The following is a 16,488-nucleotide window of genomic DNA, read 5'->3' as shown; positions in this document are numbered from 1 at the left end:
AAGCTTGACGGATTATAAAAGATTCGGTATAACTTTTGCTAGCATTTTATTCGATTTAACTTTTCTACTCAGGCCTTAATCGTAAAGGACGCGCCATAAAATATGAAGAACTTTTTAAAGAATATTCTCTTATGGATATCTGGTAAATCCGAGTTTTACCCCGAGCAGCTCAAAAAAGCCCTGGAAGAGCATATGGAAAGGTATATGTGGATATTACCTACAGAAACCTATGTTCCCCATGCCTATAAAATTCGATTGCATCCAAAAAATTTTCAACAACTTTCTCCAACACTGCCCCGTCTTCAAGAACAGTTGACGTATCAGTTGAATCAACGGGTATTGGAAAAAGGGTATAAACTCATCACCACGCCTATTTCTATTTCTTTTGTCGAGGATAGAACTCTTACCACCCATTTTGCCATAGATCTGCTTCCCCCGGTTAGCCCGCAAGAAATTAAACCGGCTCAGGAACCAAAAGTTTTACCTCCTTTCAAGAAATCCGGAAAAACTCCCGAAAAACTCCTGTCGTCTGCTTCTGTTAGTAAAAGAAAGGGTGAAGGCAGGCGGGTGAAGAAGGAAAAAAATCCGGAATTAAAGGCCAGAGATGAAAAACCCGGTTCCTTGAGACCTCCAACCGGTAAACCGACGGCATTCCTGGAAGTTTTAAGTGGGGAACCCATGAAAGGGAAGAAGTTTAGTTTGATCTTTCATAAAACCATCCTGGGCCGAAGTCCCCTGGCAGATATTCGCTTTCCCGCAGACATGTTGGATATTTCCGACCGACATGCCATCATCCACTATGACAAGGAACGCTATTATATCGAGGATGCCAACAGCAGCACCGGCACTTATGTGAATGAAACTTCCATAAAAAAAGTCAAATTGGAGCCTGGAGCTGAAATCAGAATCGGAAAAGTGATCATGCGGTTTATGCTGGAATCTTAAAGTTCTTTTCTAAGGTTTCGATATCAGAATAGCTGTAAGAGGGGCCTGTTGAGAGTCAAGCTTATCCTTCAACAATCAATCTTTGGAGAAGCGACCTGTCCGCCTGACAGGCTGGCTTGTTCAGGGGATCCGGAGCTAAAGACAGGGAAGATAGTTTTTATAAACAGATCACCCCGTTGAGGCTAAAAGGCCATCCAACGGTACTTCGCGCTTATATCGGGCTGCAAGTAAATTTCTTTTAAATCTTCTTGACTTTATTTCAATCCTTAAATACCCTAAAATACTAGCAACGGTTATATTGGATAACTGTTGCTACCCTAATCATTATCCCTCGTTTGCTTTGTTTATAATTATTTCTTTGTAGTTTTAGGGTGGATAAAGAAACCGCCCTGTTAAATACAGGAGGGAAACCCGAATTAAAAAACAGAGGAGGGTAAAGCGATGAAAAAAGATAAAGAAGAAATTCTGCATGAGCAGCAAGAACGCAAGCTGATGACACGCCGGGCCTTTATGAAGGCGGCAGCGGCTATAGCCGCCATTACTTCCATGGATCCTGTGGCATTTGCTCGAAATTTTGGTCCGGAGGCAGAACCCACACGTTATCCCGATCCGGATATTGTTGCCCTGGACAAACGGTTTAAAGCCAAGATAGGTAACACGCCGATTCAAAGGCTCTATACCGGTACCCTGTGGGCAGAAGGTCCGGCCTGGAATGGACTGGGTCGTTATTTAATCTGGAGCGATATCCCCAATGATGAGCAACTCCGCTGGATTGAGGAAGACGGTCATGTTTCTCGCAGATTTCGATATCCCTCTAATAACAGCAACGGCAATACCTTCGATTGGCAGGGCAGGCAGCTTGCCTGTGAGCACGGGACACGGCGCGTGGTCCGCTATGAGAATAACGGGACCATCACGGTCCTTGCCGATAAGGCCAATGGGAAACCCCTCAACGGCCCCAATGATATTGTAGTTCATCCGGACGGCGGAATTTGGTTCACCGATCCAGGTTATGGAGCTTTGGTCGGTTATGAAAGTAACTGGCGCAAAGGAAATACCGGCTCTCCTCAGCCTTTTCAAAAGGAAGCGGTCTATCGGATCGATCCCAAATCTGGAAATGTCGAGAAGGTCACCGACGAGATTTTTAAACCCAATGGCTTATGCTTCTCTCCAGATTATAAAAAACTCTATGTCGTTGATACCGGTGCCTCCCATTATCCCGATGCTCCTAAAAACATCAAGGTCTGGGATGTAGTGGATAACGTCAAGCTGGCCAATGGCAAAGAGTTTACCTCAACAACTTATGAAGGCAAAGCGGGTTTCGCCGATGGTATCCGGGCCGATGTGGATGGTAATATTTGGGCCGGTATGGGCTGGGTTGGCGACGGTTACGATGGCGTGCATATCTTTGCCCCCAATGGGGAGCGAATTGGAATCATAAGATTGCCTGAAATATGCTCCAACCTGGTGTTTGGAGGTACCTATCGAAATCGACTCTTCATGACGGCCAGCCAGTCCCTCTATGCGGTTTACGTGGAAACCCAGGGAGCCCATATCACCTGATGATAGATAGTCCCCTGAAGTAAAAACAGAAACCTGTGGGCGGTCGGTAGAGGATTCCCGCCCACGGGTTCTATCTTTTAACGGCATCTTTTTATACCCATCGGTTTTTCCGTCCCCCTACAGAGAGGCGAGTTTCAAACCTGCCCTGCCTGATAAACGCAATGGGTTCTTAGACTCCAGAAGATATCCTATTTTTTACTTCACTACAAATTCCACTTCAGGGGTTTCAACGGGATCGGTTTGTTCTTTCAACCACACCCTGGCCTGAGCTTTGTGGATTCCTCGGGACAGAGGCCATAGAAACTGGCGTTCCCCCTGGGAAGTCGAACCTACCAGTTGCTTATCCACGATCCAATCTACTTTTACGGCTTGAATCCCTTCGGGTAACTGGAAAGGAAAGGCTTCCAGCTCATCGGGAATCCGGGGATCCATAGCCAGTTGGAGCCCAGGGGTCGGGCGTAACAGGTAGATAAGCTCCAGGTCGTTCCTGACCGGTTTCCTTTCTAACTTTACCGGGGTTGTTTCCTCTTTATCCGGAGTTCTTTCCGGTTCATCGAGGGTTTCCTTCACCTCCCAGGAGGGGGCTGAATGCAAAGGACAGCGTTGTGCAGGCCTTTTATGGGGCTCAAACCATTCCAGAAGGGTTGGACAGTTGGGGGTAGCAAGTTGCCCGCTCACACGACAAATTTTAACAGGAGTGAGTTGGGGGCTTCGGAAAAGAGGCCGGGATTCTTCATACCGGTTAAGTTCGGCAAATACTCCACGTAATACCAGGGCAGGACCTGTAGATCCGGTAACCGCATCCATGGATCGACGATCCAGATTCCCCATCCATACCCCTACCGTATAACGGTAAGAGAAACCTATGGCCCAGGCATCTCGATAATCGGTAGAAGTGCCGGTCTTTACAGCCGTCTGAACTGGGAATCGTAATAAATGACCCTCCCCAAATTCCAACCGTCTGGCCTGGGGATCGGAAAGAATGTCGGCAATGAGCGAGCTGACTTCTTTGCCATATATCCGTCGGGGAGGTTCGGCTGGAACTATTTCTTCAAGGAGTACCTTCAGGGGACGAAATACCCCTCCCCGAGCCAGGGTGGCATAAGCCTGAACCAATTCAAATAACGTGACTTCTCCATTACCCAGCGCCAGACCCTCCCCATAAAAATCTGAAGATCGGGTTAAACTGGAGAAACCGAGTTCATGTAAACGTTCCAGGAAGGACTGGACTCCTACAAATTGAATCGTCCGTACCGCCGGGATATTGAGGGAGTTCCCCAAAGCCTCCCGAAGCCGGAGAGGTCCATAATATTGCTGACTGTAATTGTGGAAATTATGCAGTCCCAGACCAACAGGTTGTGACAGGGGAGAGTCTTGGATCAATGTTGCCGCCGTCCAACCTTTTTCCAGGGCCATGGCATAAAGGAAAGGTTTCAACGTCGACCCGGGTTGTCGAGGCGTAAGGATCGCATCGATCTGACTCCCAGCCGTGTCGGCCAAAAATGAACCTCCATTGACCCAGGCCAACACCTGATCTGAGAGATGATCCACGACCAAAATGGCCCCGTCGGTTACCTGTTGGGAGCGCAAAGTCAGAAGTCGTTGATCCAGAATATCCTGGACACGTTTCTGAAGCGAAGCATCCAGGGTGGTATGCAGACGCCCATTTTGTAACCCGGAGGTTGGAAGATCCAGATGACGGACATATTGGATAAAATGGCTTGCCTGAACTGGAAGAGTAGGTTCTCTAAGCACCAGCTTCTCCTGGAGAATATTCTGATACACGTCGGTGGAGATCAGTTTCGCCGTGTACATGCGATGGGCCAGGCGGGTGAGGGGTTTTTGAATTTGATCTGTACCCCGATTCAAATCCAATCGACTGGGTGCCCGTACCAATACGGCCAATGCCAGCATCTCCTTGGCACTGAGCGTATCCAGATCCCGATCAAAATAATCGTATGCCGCCTGAGCTACACCCCGTCGTTGACGGGCATAGGGAACTTGATTAAGGTAAAATTCCAGGATGGTAGCTTTGGAAAACCGTTTTTCCAACCGTGATGCTTCAATCCCTTCCAACCAGCGTGACCATAAGGTACGTGGACGCGGATGCAGCATGCGGACTACCTGTTCGGTTATGGTACTTGCCCCACGCACCGCTCGAAATGCCTTCAGATTTTGAACCCATGCATGCAGCCGGGCCTTCCAGTCCACACCCCTATGTAAATAAAACCGTTTGTCCTCGGCCAGGATAAAGGCCTGTTGGAGAAAGGTAGGAATCTTATGGAGGGGAATTATCTGGTGAAGATTCCAGGGGTTCTGGAAAGTAACCGAAAGCGGAATGCCTCGACGGTCTAAAACTTGAACCCTACGGAGACCCAACGTATCCGGGGTAAGAGATTCCGGCAGCGGAAGCAGGTCAACCCACGTTTTCCAGATAAACAAACCCATAGCCAGGAGAAGGATAACCAGAAAGAAAAATATTTTTCGTTTATCCATTATCCGTATAAAAAGGGTATGGAAGTGTGGGAGTAAAAAAATAAACTCCCACACCCCCATACTCCCACACTTCCACACCCCCCACACTTCCCTACCCCTATACTCCCATATCCCTCTAAAATCCAGATCATTACGGAGCCCCATTCACCCGCAACGTAGCCGGTATCCCTTGTCCGAAAACGTCAGGGTCATACATCTCTTCCGCGTGTAGAGGCATAACCGTAAACTCACCGGGTGCAATGGCTTGGGCTACGTAAGACAGTATATATCGCCCGGCCGGTAGATACTCTGAATAGAAACGCACAGCATGGTGGCGAAATTCCCGATGATAGAAGCTCCAGAGGGTATAGCCAAAATATCTCCAGTCATCATATCGGAAAAAGAAAGAATCCTTAGGGTAGGTAAAGGTGGCTTTGGCTGCATCTACAGTAGAAGCCGTTGCGAGATCCCGGTTGACGGGTTCCAGGCCTCCGGGGACCGGATCCTCCACCACTACAAAATTACGGGCGGCGGGGAGGGAGATATATAAATCAACCCGAACGAGTTCACCGGTTTTGATTTGCATGGGGTTTTGGAGTAAGACCCAGGCGCCGTTACGTTCTACGCTGTATTCTCGATAGACTTCGATGCCGGAGTTAATGGGTTGTACTTTCGGTTCAGAGGGGGAATAAAACAGCCGGGTTGCGTAGTAGATGCGACCCGTGCCTTCCCGATCTAAGGTAATGGTAGCCTTGCGGCCCGGATCGCTGGGTTGAAGGGGGCGTTGAAAGTCTACGGGCTGATCTCTAAAATCCTGGAATTGGACCTGACCAAGTTTTTCATTGTCCAGAAAGGCTTGTAATGTCAGTTTGGGTTTATCCTTCTCATAGACCCGGCTGAAATCGACCAGGGCATTCATACAGAACATATTTTCCTGGGTATTTTCCCAATGACCCCGGTTTTTGCGGGTTTGGGTAATCAGGCGGACGAGTTTAAACGGTATATCTCCGATAAGGGTGGATTTCGAACCGGCTTCTATTTTTTGATCCTCGTAAGCCAGGAAGGCACTGAGAATTGAACATTGGGTTCGCAAAGAGGATTCCAGAATACGTTGGAAACCGTCATCCAGGGTTTCTGTAAAAATCAATTTGCCCCCTGTTTCATTGGCATGGGCCCGGATCATAGTCACGACCTGGGACTGCAGGTTCAGTGTGCCGGGAACCTGAGTCAGGGCGATCAGGTAATGGGCTTTACCGAACAGGCTCATCTCACGGACATGGCCCTGATAGCGTTGCAGATCGGAAAGATTGATTTTATTGTGACCGGATAGAGCAGCAAGGGCCACGGCACGAACCGTAGAAGCCATCCCTTTAGAATAAAAGTCCGGCATCCCATCTTTACGCAAGAGTTCGAGTAAGTAGTTATGGAGGGGGCCTTCCACCTGTTGTGGAATTTGGTAACCCTTCGCCCGTAACCAGTTGAAAGCAAGGGCCGTATAGGCGCTCAGATAAGGACTTGCATATTCATCCTGTGGGATATAATAGGTCATCCCTCCATTGGGGGCCTGATAGTTGGCTGCCAGTTGGAGAGTCCGTTCCGGTAAACCCCGGCTCTCCTCCCAGTGGAAAGTATCCGAGAGATAGGGCTTGAGAGGAAGATAATGGGCAGCCATCACCCCCTTGGAAAGGATCTGTTCCCAACAGATATAAGGATAATCCCGCATATATTGAAAGGCCCCTTCTAAATGACCCAGGACTGTAGGTGCAGCCACAACACTCACATAACCGACATCTGTATGTATATCCTTGGGAAACTCCAGGGTTTCTTTAACTTCATTGGAAATCGTGGTACCGTAGGTGGCCACTGCCTCCAGGGCCTGACGTTTACGCACCGTTAAAGAAGCTTTTAAACCATCTCGATCCACATTATCCCCTGCAAGTACCCTGAACTTGATTTCACCCTCACCTACGGTTTGTAGAGGCATTCTAACTACATAGCGTTTATAAGGTTCGGCTTCCAGCCGGTGATGCACGGGTTCGGTAGCCTGAATGGGACCTTCCGCGGTAATGGTAACCTCCAGGGTTCGCTTCATGTCGGTACGGTTCATAATAGTGAAGCCGGCCTGGAAATTATCTCCTTCGGTAACCTGGTTGGGGAGGGCGGGACGTATCTCCGTAGCCTGGTTAACTTTGAAGTGGCCATCCCCCAGTCCCATCTGATCTTCGGGTGTTACTGCCAGGACAAACACCCGCCATCCGGTCAAATTATCCGGGAGCTTGAATTGAATGGTTGCTTTGCCGTTGGCATCGGGCTTAAGAGACGGATTCCAGTAGCTGACGAACTTAAATACAGAACGCAAATCCAGGCCCAATCCCCCATCTCCACCGGTATTGGCTCCCTTCTTCTCAAACTTTTGTCGACCAATCAACTGAGTGAGCAGGTTATAATTTCTCAAATCGAGGGGATCCGGAGGGTTTAAATAATAAAAACCGTTGTAAGGATCAAAATAAGCTTTTCCATGCTTAAGCAAGTCAAATACAGCCTCATCAAGCACGGTCACCGCAAGTTCTATGGGTGGTAAGGGCGACTGACTAGTCGTTTCTGCACGGGTACGGACGTATAGATCGACTGTAGCCACTTCACGGGGCTTGTACACTTCCTGTCGGGGTTTGACCTCGACCAGGAGTTCTTTATAAGTATCCTTCACCGGTACCTGAACATATCCCATACGGAAAGCAGGTTTGCCCAGATCCACCTGATTTTCATCCAAGGGTTTATCTACCCGCGGGGAGAGAACGACCACCGATAGATAAAAGCCCGGAATCTGATCGGGACCGATGGGAAATTCTACAATGACGGCACTATCGTTGAAAGTCTCGATCCAGCTTTTCTGTACCCCATAGCGTTCTATCGTGATGAGGGCTTTAGCTCCCGGATAAGGGTTCTGAACCAGGAAGCGAGCAGTTTCACCAACTTTGTATTCGCTCTTCTCAGGAAAGATATTCAACGTATTTTCCGGGGTGGTCTCCCACAATACTTCTCCTTTACCGACGGCCCAGCGTTCGAGGCTACTGCTGTGCTTACGGCCTTTAGTATCCGATATACTGGCCGTCATTTTGTAAGTCCCAGGGGCTGGAGGTGTAAATTCACAGACAACCGGTTTGGTTTCTGAAGCCAGTGTGCACCCGGCAACGGAGATCCACTCATGGACATAATTCGTCAGATAGGCATTACCGGCTCCTTTGACCCGGGCAGCTTTGGTCTGAAGATGTTCTACTTTGATTTGAATTTCTGTACCGGCTACGACAATCCCCTGTTCATTAACGACCAATGTCTGGAGCTGGACCGGTTTACCAGCGGCTAACACCCAATCTGCCTGATGGACGCCTACGTAGCGATCCCGACCGACATAGCCGGCCGTTGCGACATTGGCTATATCTTTCCCCCGATCATCTCGTACAGTGCTTTCAACCTTTAACTGACCGTAGAGAATCTGGGCCTGAGGAACGGTAAATTGGGTTTCCAGAACCCCTTGATCGTTCACAAAACCCTCGGTTTGGTATAAGGTTTCGGTATCTGCCCCCTGGGAAACATCAAAATAAAAACCTTTGGCTTGTGGGTCTTGGGGGAGTAAAGGACGACCTCGTACAAAAGCCGTAATACGCGCCGGGGCATTTGCATAGGGGCCACCGGCGTGGAGTTTAGCCTGCGTTGTTACCTGAACCGTATCCCCCGGTTGGAATAGAGCTCCATTCAGATCGGTGGTCACCCGAAAAGGAGCCGGTGTAAAGTCACTAACCAACACCCGCATCGGTTCCCAGGACATTTTATCATCGGGTTGCTTTGGGTTAAAGACGGCAGATAAAACAAAGCGATACCAGCCGACTGCCCCGGTCTGAGGCAATAGAAATTCACCGTCATAAGCCCCAAAGTCGGATAGAACCAGTTCCTTAACCTCGTGTACTACCTTACCGGTGGGGTCTATGACCTGTAAGGAGTATCCTTTACGAGGAGCCGGGATAAAATGTTCGTTACTTTGATCCCGTACGTAAAATTTGTACTGCACCGTATCTCCGACCTTATAGATTCCCTGTGCCGTCGTTCCCCAGGCCTGAATATGCCCATAACGGCGCCTCATGTCGGCAAAGATATATTCCTCATGGGCGCCATAAGATTGGACCTGGAAATCATAGATTAGAGGGACCAAAGCCATGTCATCGTCTTTCTGAACCCGTACAAACAAATGGGGTTGAAATTGGTCCCATTGATCGATTAACTTCAATTCCGGGTCTAGCTTGCCTGTACCGGCCAGCATGGCAATGCCGTCTGCATTGGTTACGGCCTCTGCAAGTATTTTCGGGTTCTCTGCAAAGGAGCCGAATTGATCTTCATAGACCTGTACGCGAACCCCTTCCACAGGTAATCCGGTATCAAATCGCGTGATCCAAACTAAAGTGTTGTAGTGTCCTATCTTAACGTGAACATCAAAGGGTGTGACCTGGGAAAAGAACCAACGCGGCTTGCCTTCCTCGTCGGTCACGGAAGGGGTAGTTTTCAAAGTTCCCTGGATGGCTCCGGAACCACCGGGAATCAATTCCCGTATCTTGAGTGGGAAGGGATAGGCGATGTTCCGTACCTTGTAAGGGGTAAGGGTTTTCTTCTGTTCCGGTTTTTTACCCTGGACGGTTAAGGTTTCGTAGCTCAGATGGATGGCATCTAGATTGGTTATGATGATAGGTACATGGGTTTCGACGTTTTTCTCTAAAACGGAAATGGGATGTTCCAGGTGATAATGGGGGGGTCGGTGGTTGGTAGCAAATTTCATAGAAATGGCTTCACTGAGCGGGCGTCCGAATTCATCCTGGATTTGATCTGGATCAGCCTGGAGATGATAAACCGCATTGGCTTTCAGAATGCCCGGCAGGTAAATCTCATATTCAGCTCCTTTCTGATGGAGCTGGGATAGACGAGAGTAAGAAACAACACTCTCCCACGGATCATAATCTTTTCGACCACCTGCCAAATCCGGAGTTACCTGCAAACCCGCCTTGACGGCTTCCTTGATGACCGGAGAGGAAAACGCCAGGCGGACACCCTTCACAGGATTGCATTTCATAGAAGGAGTCCCGACTGCACCCGATGTCTGGGGTTTCTGAAGAGCCGGATCCCCCGTGGCCGGAATCTTTATTTCCTCTCCCTGATTGGTTGTACAATGCACACCCAGAAAACGAAAGGGCGGAAAAGTATAGAATTCAACCACCAGCCGGTTCTCGACTCCGGGTTCGGGTCCTGACCTGGATACAATACCGGGCTCCACGTAAAGTTCTATGCGTGCATCTTGCGGCAGTTCCTCAAGAGGGCTTACTACCCAATCCAGACCCTTGCGATCCGGTGCTTCCCGGACAATTTGTTCCCCCCCCGGCCCTTCCTCCGGGAAGGTTTCTTCTTCCCTATTCTGTTCAGAGTCCTGGGATTCCGTAGCCCTCAAGGCTTGACGTTGACCTTTTTCTGTCTGGAAGTACAGGTGCCGGGACACGGAGTCCTGGGTAACAGGTTGATCAAAGGTAATCCGAATCTCCGGAGTTCCAGGAGATTTCCAGGTTTGAAACCAGGTATTGATAATTTTCGGACGTTGGGTGATAAAGGTATGGGTGACTTCTTCCGCCAGAGTAGAGCCATCTTCGGTTTTGATTCCAGGCCGTACAGTTATTTTGTAACGTGTAGCCGGAGCCATCGCCGTTTTCTCTCCCAACTGACAGGCTAAAGCAGAGGTATTCAACCACCGCCATTCACAGGCCAGATTTGGTTCGATGGTAATAGGAATCTCTTCGGCTTTCCGGTCCATCCGACCCACGGGCACGACCGGGCGATTGAACTGGAACACAACTTGACGACCGACCGGAACATCCTCTCCAGAAGGAGTGATACTCAAAAGCTTGAGGGGTTCCGGGTTTTTGTTAAACTGGGCGGTATCTTGTTGGGCAACGGTAAGAGTAAGACCGGATGAACCTCCAACGAAAAGTAAAACAATAAAAAGTCGTTTAAACATATCTGTATCTCCTGTAGATTTTATATTCTGATGGCAAGGGGTTTTCTTTCTGGCCGGAAAAAATCTTCAATTTAAAAAGATTATGGGCTAGGAAAAAAATAGGGTCAAGCGAAAACCACCGGATAGATAAATAATTTAATTTAAAGAAGGATGGTTTAAAATGCTTCCTTGTGGAAGCGTCGCCTAAACGGTCATACTGTGTAGAGTTAAATTTGATATTTTTCCTTCATCCCCTCCCCCCTCTTCCGAAGCTTCGGGAGAGGGGGAAAAAAGAACCTGTTATCTACATAAGAACTATTAACAGGTCGCCCCACCATGGCCGATATTCTTATCCTGGCGTTTATGGAGGTCAAGGGGGTTCTGGACCCCAAGTCTAATCCTTAACTGGATGCATAAGGAGCAACCCCTGCGGGCTGCTCCTAGGGTTCAGGGAGGTTTCAAGGGGGAAACAGTATTAGCTCTACAGGGACTGATAATCTACCGGAGTATCTATGTCCTTTAAGATCCCAGGAGAATCCACCTCAACTTCCAATATGTCTTCCCGGTAACGTTTCAGGATCTCCCGACATCCCACATCTCCGGTTAAAGATTCCATTTCCTGTCTATACTTTAAACTGAGGAGGACCGGGTTTCCTCGCCGTCCCCCATAAGTCGGTACGATAATACCGTAGGGGGTGTTGTGATAAGCCTGAATGATTTTGTTAAGGGATTGAGTTTCTACAAAAGGCTGGTCTGCCAGGGCAATGAGAACGGCTTCCGATTCCTTATTTACCTGCTTTAAACCTTCTTGTAAGGATCGGCTCATTCCTTCTCGATAGTAGGGATTCACAACGATCTTAAAACCCTTCTGGAAATATCGCTGAACTTCCGCCAGAATCAGTTCTGCGTAATAACCCAGGACCAGAATGACTTCGTCTACCTGAGAGGCGATAAGATTTCGCAAAGATTGAACCACAATCGGCTGGCCGTCAACCAGAAGAAGTTGTTTTGGCCGGCCCATCCGTTTAGATTCACCCGCTGCTAAGAGTATGGCTGAAACCATCTTTGACTACTTTTTTGTTTTATTTTCAATATGAACCGTGGGGCGATTGGCCGTCTCGGATACGACAAAATAATCCCACATGCCCCCTCGACCATGCCCGGTCACTCCACAAAAGAGCAGGTATTTCCCAGGTTTGTCTACCACAAAGGTAAAGGTATCAGATTCATTAGCATGGAGACCCTGGATTAATTTGACCGTGGTCGCTCCTCTGAAGGCAACGGCTCCGCCTTCTTCCGGTAGAGGATCGGTCTCTTTAATGATGGCGGCACTATGGGGTTTATAGGCACTTTTAGTCGTATATTTTATCTCGACCTGCCAGTTTAATGGGACCGTCAGAGTAAGTTCTCCTTCGTAAAAACCGTTGAAATTAAAAGTCCCATTGGCTCCATTATAACCCCCGATGATTTCAAAGGAGACAAATTTTTTTTCAGGATCGACGGTCATCCACTGGGATTTCCATCCCAGTTTTTCCAGCTCTGAGGCTTCTTCCCCAAATGTTATGGAGATTTTAAAGAAAACCGCTCCAAGTCCTACCCAAAGTAACATCTTTACCAAACGTAATCTCTGCCGGCGTTTTTCACTATTCATTTTTTTTATCGGTCTAAAAATCTAAAAATAACTAAAGTCGTTGCCACCTAATTTTTTGTAGCAACGACTTTAGTTTTTTAACTTAAACGAGCTGAATTTTATTATTTAGACAGGCCAAAAACGAAGATGGCATCCCCATAGGGGAAGCCCAACTGGAAATTTCCTCCGGCGGCTACCGCGATCATCTGTTGACCATCTACCTCAAAGGATATAGGAGCTGCATTAACCCCGGCTCCACATTGGAATCGCCACAAAAGTTTCCCGGTTTTTGCGTCAAAGGCGTTGAAATAACCATTTCCTTCGCCGGTGAAGACTAAACCTCCGGCGGTAGCCAGGGATCCTCCTATCAAGGGTTGTTCCGTTTTATGCTGCCAGACAATTTTTCCTGTATTCACATTGATAGCCGTGAAGGTTCCATACTGATCTTTTTCCTCTCCAGGAGCTGCAATAAAAGCACTCCCCAGCCAGAGCTTACCCTTTTCCAGGGGGGCTGTATGGACGATATAATGCATGGGTTGATGGAGTCCGGCAACGTAGACCATTTGGGTTTGAGGGCTGTAAGCCATGGGACTCCACTCTGATCCTCCGTTTGCTCCGGGAAGCATGCGGGTTCCCTTTTCGGTAGGGGGGGCAAACATATTCTCTTGAGGTACAAAGGCATCGGATTTCTTAATCAATTTTCCGTTGGTTCTGTCCAGAATATAGACCCAACCGGTTTTTCCGGCATGACCCACCGCTTTCACTTTTTTTCCTCCGACCGTTACATCAAATAGAACAGCCGGACTGGTTGCATCTAGATCCCATACATCATGGGGTAGATATTGATAATACCATTTCATTTCGCCTTTATTTACATCCAGAGCAACGATGGATTCGGTATACAGATTATCCCCCGGGCGTACAGAACCATCCAGATCCGGTGAAGGATTCCCTACGCAGACATACAGCAGCCCCAATTCAGGGTCCAGAGCGGGGGTCATCCATACAGAGCCGCCTCCGGTCTTCCAGGCATCTGCATATTTTTCCATGGCTTTCTTCTCAGCTTCAATGTCTCGATGTAAATCTTCCCCTTCTGGCGTCGTTTTTTTCCATTCTCCTTCCCAACCTTTCTCGGGAATGGTGTACCAGGTCCAGATCAATTTACCATCCTTAGCATCAAAAGCCTTTACAAAGCCACGAATCCCATATTCCGCCCCGGAGGTCCCCACAATGACCATATTTTTATAGACCAGGGGGGCCATGGTATTTCCATAACCAGCAGTAGGATCCCCGGTCTCAACGTCCCATACCACCTTACCGGTCTTTTGATCTAAGGCCAGAAGGCGGGCATCCAGGGTAGCCATGTAGACTTTCCCATAAGCAACTGCAACCCCTCGGTTATTGGGTCCGCAACAGAAAATCCTGGTGGGAGGCTCCTTATGTTCATACTTCCAGAGTTGCTTGCCGGTTCTGGCATCAATGGCAAATACATGGTTAAAGGGTGTGGTAATGTACATGACGCCGTCCACGACAATGGGGGTATTCTCAAAAGAGTGGACCACCCCCGTTTGAAAAACCCACTTGGGGACCAGTTTACCGATATTGGCCGTCGTGATTTGATTCAAAGGAGAATAACGCTGATTCGTGTAATCACGGCCATACATCAACCAGTTTTTTCCATCTTTACCGGCATTCAGTAACATTTCATCGGTGACTTCGGTATGCTTCACCTCTTCTTTTTTCGCCGTGGCCTCCTCTTTTTTCTTCTCGCTTTTCTTCACCTCCTCAGCAGAATTGGCCAGGGGAACAAAGAAAAAAGACAGCAAAAAGCATATCATACCCAAACTTAGGGTAGCTTTCATAAGTTTTTTAGGTTTAAAAAATTGCCTCCTCATAGCCCTTTGCTCCTTTCGCCCCCCGTCTTCTACTCCTCTCTTGCAGCGTGGGAGAGGGGTAGAGGGTGAGAACCTGAACGGTTAAGAAACAAAAGTTTATTAAGCTAAAAGATAATAATCACTTTTAATTTTTAGATTTTTTCTCCCAGGGATGTCAAGCAAAACCTTTTCTTTTTAACTAAAACCCTATATATCTTAGGTTTTCAAATCAAAGTCTATTTCCCTGGATAATTTGTCCTTGACCTGAAGAGGTTGAATTCCTAGAATAGGTTTAGTACACCCTTGAAATTTGACGGTAAGAACAGGATTCTGAGGAGTTAAGAATAAAATTCGTTTGGACAGATTACTCAGCCATAAAGGTACCAGGATATCAGGACCTGACAGGATTTAAAAATCGTTCTTACGGGTAAAGGGGTCTTGGTACCTTTGTATCTTTGTGGTTCATGGGAATGTCTGAGATTAAAAAATACAAACTTTATATTAACGGTCAATGGGAGGAAGCCGCCTCTGGAAAGACTTTTGGAACTATCAATCCCTATACGGGAGAAGTGTGGGCCGAGATTGCAGAAGGAGATGAAGAAGATGTTGATCGAGCGGTTCGGGCGGCCCGGAAGGCTTTCGAGAGTCCGGACTGGAAGCGATTAACCCCCACGGAGCGGGGAAATCTCCTGAGGAAACTGGGAGATCTGGTCAAGGATCATGCCGAGCGACTGGCACAGATTGAAACCCGGGATAACGGAAAGTTAATCCGGGAGATGCTGATTCAAACAAAACTTATCCCCCAGTGGTGTTACTATTATGCAGGATGGGCAGATAAAATCATGGGGGAAGTTATTCCTTTGGAGAAACCGAACATCTTTAATTATACACTCCGGGAGCCGCTGGGAGTGGTGGGGGCCATCGTACCCTGGAACTCTCCCCTTTTATTAACATTTTGGAAGATGGCTCCGGCTTTAGCAACGGGAAATACCATTGTCATCAAACCTTCAGAGCATACCTCTGCTTCCCTCCTTGAACTGGTTCCCCTTATAGAACAGGCTGGATTTCCGCCCGGTGTTGTCAATGTCGTTACCGGATATGGAGAAACCGCAGGAGCCGCCCTGACCCGGCATCATCTGGTTAATAAAATTGCCTTTACAGGAGGAGTGGAAACCGGAAAACTGGTAGCTAAAAATGCTGCCAATCACCTGGCTCGGGTCTCCTTAGAGTTAGGTGGGAAGTCTCCTAATATTGTTTTTCCCGATGCAAACCTGGATAATGCCGTCAACGGAATTATTGCCGGGATATTTGCTGCCAGTGGACAAACCTGCATTGCCGGATCTCGGCTCTTTCTCCATGAAAAAATCCATCAAGAGGTTCTGGAGCGCCTGATCGATAAAGCTTCAAAAATTAAGATGGGAGATCCTTCCAAAATGGAAACGGAAATGGGTCCCATTGCCCTTAAGGAACAACTGGATAAGATTAAAAAATATGTGGAGATAGGTTTACAAGAAGGAGCCAAATTGGTATATGGAGGTGAACCGCCTACCGAACCCGAACTCCGTAAAGGCTGGTTCTTCAAGCCGACAATTTTTACCGGCGTGCAAAACCATATGCGGATTGCCCAGGAGGAGATCTTCGGACCGGTCTTGAGTGTTCTGACTTTCCGGGATGAAGAGGAGGTCATTCGATTAGCCAACGATACTCCTTATGGACTGGGGGCCGGAATCTGGACCCAGGATATTCAAAGGGCCCACCGGGTAGCCCGTGAAATCCAGGCAGGAACGGTCTGGATCAATACTTACCGAAATATTTCCTTCGCTTCTCCCTTTGGAGGTTATAAAAATAGCGGGTATGGCCGGGAAAATGGACCTGAGGTATTGAGGGAGTATACCCAGGTGAAAAGTGTCTGGGTGGAGCTTTCCGGGACCGTTCCAGATCCGTTTGTAATGAGATAATCAACCCTAGAAGTC

General features: G+C 48.1%; 8 protein-coding genes. 3 read left to right on the top strand and 5 right to left on the bottom strand.

What is annotated here, in order from left to right:
* The first annotated feature begins 102 nt into the window (after nucleotides 1–102).
* Nucleotides 103–945 (top strand): FhaA domain-containing protein, encoded by an 843-nt coding sequence (locus tag VNM22_07985; GenBank protein ID HWP47090.1) that lies wholly within the window; start codon nucleotides 103–105, stop codon nucleotides 943–945.
* A 441-nt stretch (nucleotides 946–1,386) separates the two neighbouring features.
* Nucleotides 1,387–2,508, top strand: a complete 1,122-nt coding sequence (locus VNM22_07980) for an SMP-30/gluconolactonase/LRE family protein (protein ID HWP47089.1) — start codon at nucleotides 1,387–1,389, stop codon at nucleotides 2,506–2,508.
* A 195-nt stretch (nucleotides 2,509–2,703) separates the two neighbouring features.
* Here the strand turns inward: VNM22_07980 and pbpC are convergent, their stop codons facing one another.
* From pbpC to VNM22_07955, 5 genes are all read right to left on the bottom strand, one after another.
* Entirely contained in the window at nucleotides 2,704–5,004 is a 2,301-nt protein-coding gene (gene pbpC / locus VNM22_07975; protein ID HWP47088.1) for a penicillin-binding protein 1C, read from the bottom strand.
* Between the two features lie 130 nt (nucleotides 5,005–5,134).
* Entirely contained in the window at nucleotides 5,135–11,032 is a 5,898-nt protein-coding gene (locus VNM22_07970; protein HWP47087.1) for an alpha-2-macroglobulin family protein, read from the bottom strand.
* 460 nt (nucleotides 11,033–11,492) lie between these two features.
* Entirely contained in the window at nucleotides 11,493–12,074 is a 582-nt protein-coding gene (gene mocA / locus VNM22_07965) for a molybdenum cofactor cytidylyltransferase (GenBank protein ID HWP47086.1), read from the bottom strand.
* Between the two features lie 6 nt (nucleotides 12,075–12,080).
* Nucleotides 12,081–12,662 (bottom strand): sulfocyanin-like copper-binding protein, encoded by a 582-nt coding sequence (locus VNM22_07960; GenBank protein ID HWP47085.1) that lies wholly within the window; start codon nucleotides 12,660–12,662, stop codon nucleotides 12,081–12,083.
* A 101-nt stretch (nucleotides 12,663–12,763) separates the two neighbouring features.
* Entirely contained in the window at nucleotides 12,764–14,536 is a 1,773-nt protein-coding gene (locus VNM22_07955) for a PQQ-dependent dehydrogenase, methanol/ethanol family (protein ID HWP47084.1), read from the bottom strand.
* A 449-nt stretch (nucleotides 14,537–14,985) separates the two neighbouring features.
* Here VNM22_07955 and VNM22_07950 point away from each other — a divergent pair, with 449 nt between their 5' ends.
* The gene (locus VNM22_07950) at nucleotides 14,986–16,473 is read left to right on the top strand and encodes an aldehyde dehydrogenase (protein ID HWP47083.1); all 1,488 of its coding nucleotides are present in this window, start codon (nucleotides 14,986–14,988) and stop codon (nucleotides 16,471–16,473) included.
* Nucleotides 16,474–16,488: the final 15 nt, after the last annotated feature.

It is taken from the genome of Candidatus Limnocylindrales bacterium, assembly GCA_035559535.1.
In the GTDB taxonomy this organism is placed as follows: domain Bacteria; phylum Moduliflexota; class Moduliflexia; order Moduliflexales; family JAUQPW01; genus JAUQPW01.
Note: the sequence above shows the minus strand (reverse complement) of the source record. Positions and strands in the feature narration are given on the sequence as shown.

Bases quoted from the DNA above. Each gene is read 5' to 3' on its own strand.
- VNM22_07985 (HWP47090.1), top strand. From the start codon at position 103: ATGAAGAACTTTTTAAAGAATATTCTCTTATGGATATCTGGTAAATCC.
- VNM22_07980 (HWP47089.1), top strand. From the start codon at position 1,387: ATGAAAAAAGATAAAGAAGAAATTCTGCATGAGCAGCAAGAACGCAAG.
- pbpC (HWP47088.1), bottom strand. From the start codon at position 5,004: ATGGATAAACGAAAAATATTTTTCTTTCTGGTTATCCTTCTCCTGGCT.
- VNM22_07970 (HWP47087.1), bottom strand. From the start codon at position 11,032: ATGTTTAAACGACTTTTTATTGTTTTACTTTTCGTTGGAGGTTCATCC.
- mocA (HWP47086.1), bottom strand. From the start codon at position 12,074: ATGGTTTCAGCCATACTCTTAGCAGCGGGTGAATCTAAACGGATGGGC.
- VNM22_07960 (HWP47085.1), bottom strand. From the start codon at position 12,662: ATGAATAGTGAAAAACGCCGGCAGAGATTACGTTTGGTAAAGATGTTA.
- VNM22_07955 (HWP47084.1), bottom strand. From the start codon at position 14,536: ATGAGGAGGCAATTTTTTAAACCTAAAAAACTTATGAAAGCTACCCTA.
- VNM22_07950 (HWP47083.1), top strand. From the start codon at position 14,986: ATGTCTGAGATTAAAAAATACAAACTTTATATTAACGGTCAATGGGAG.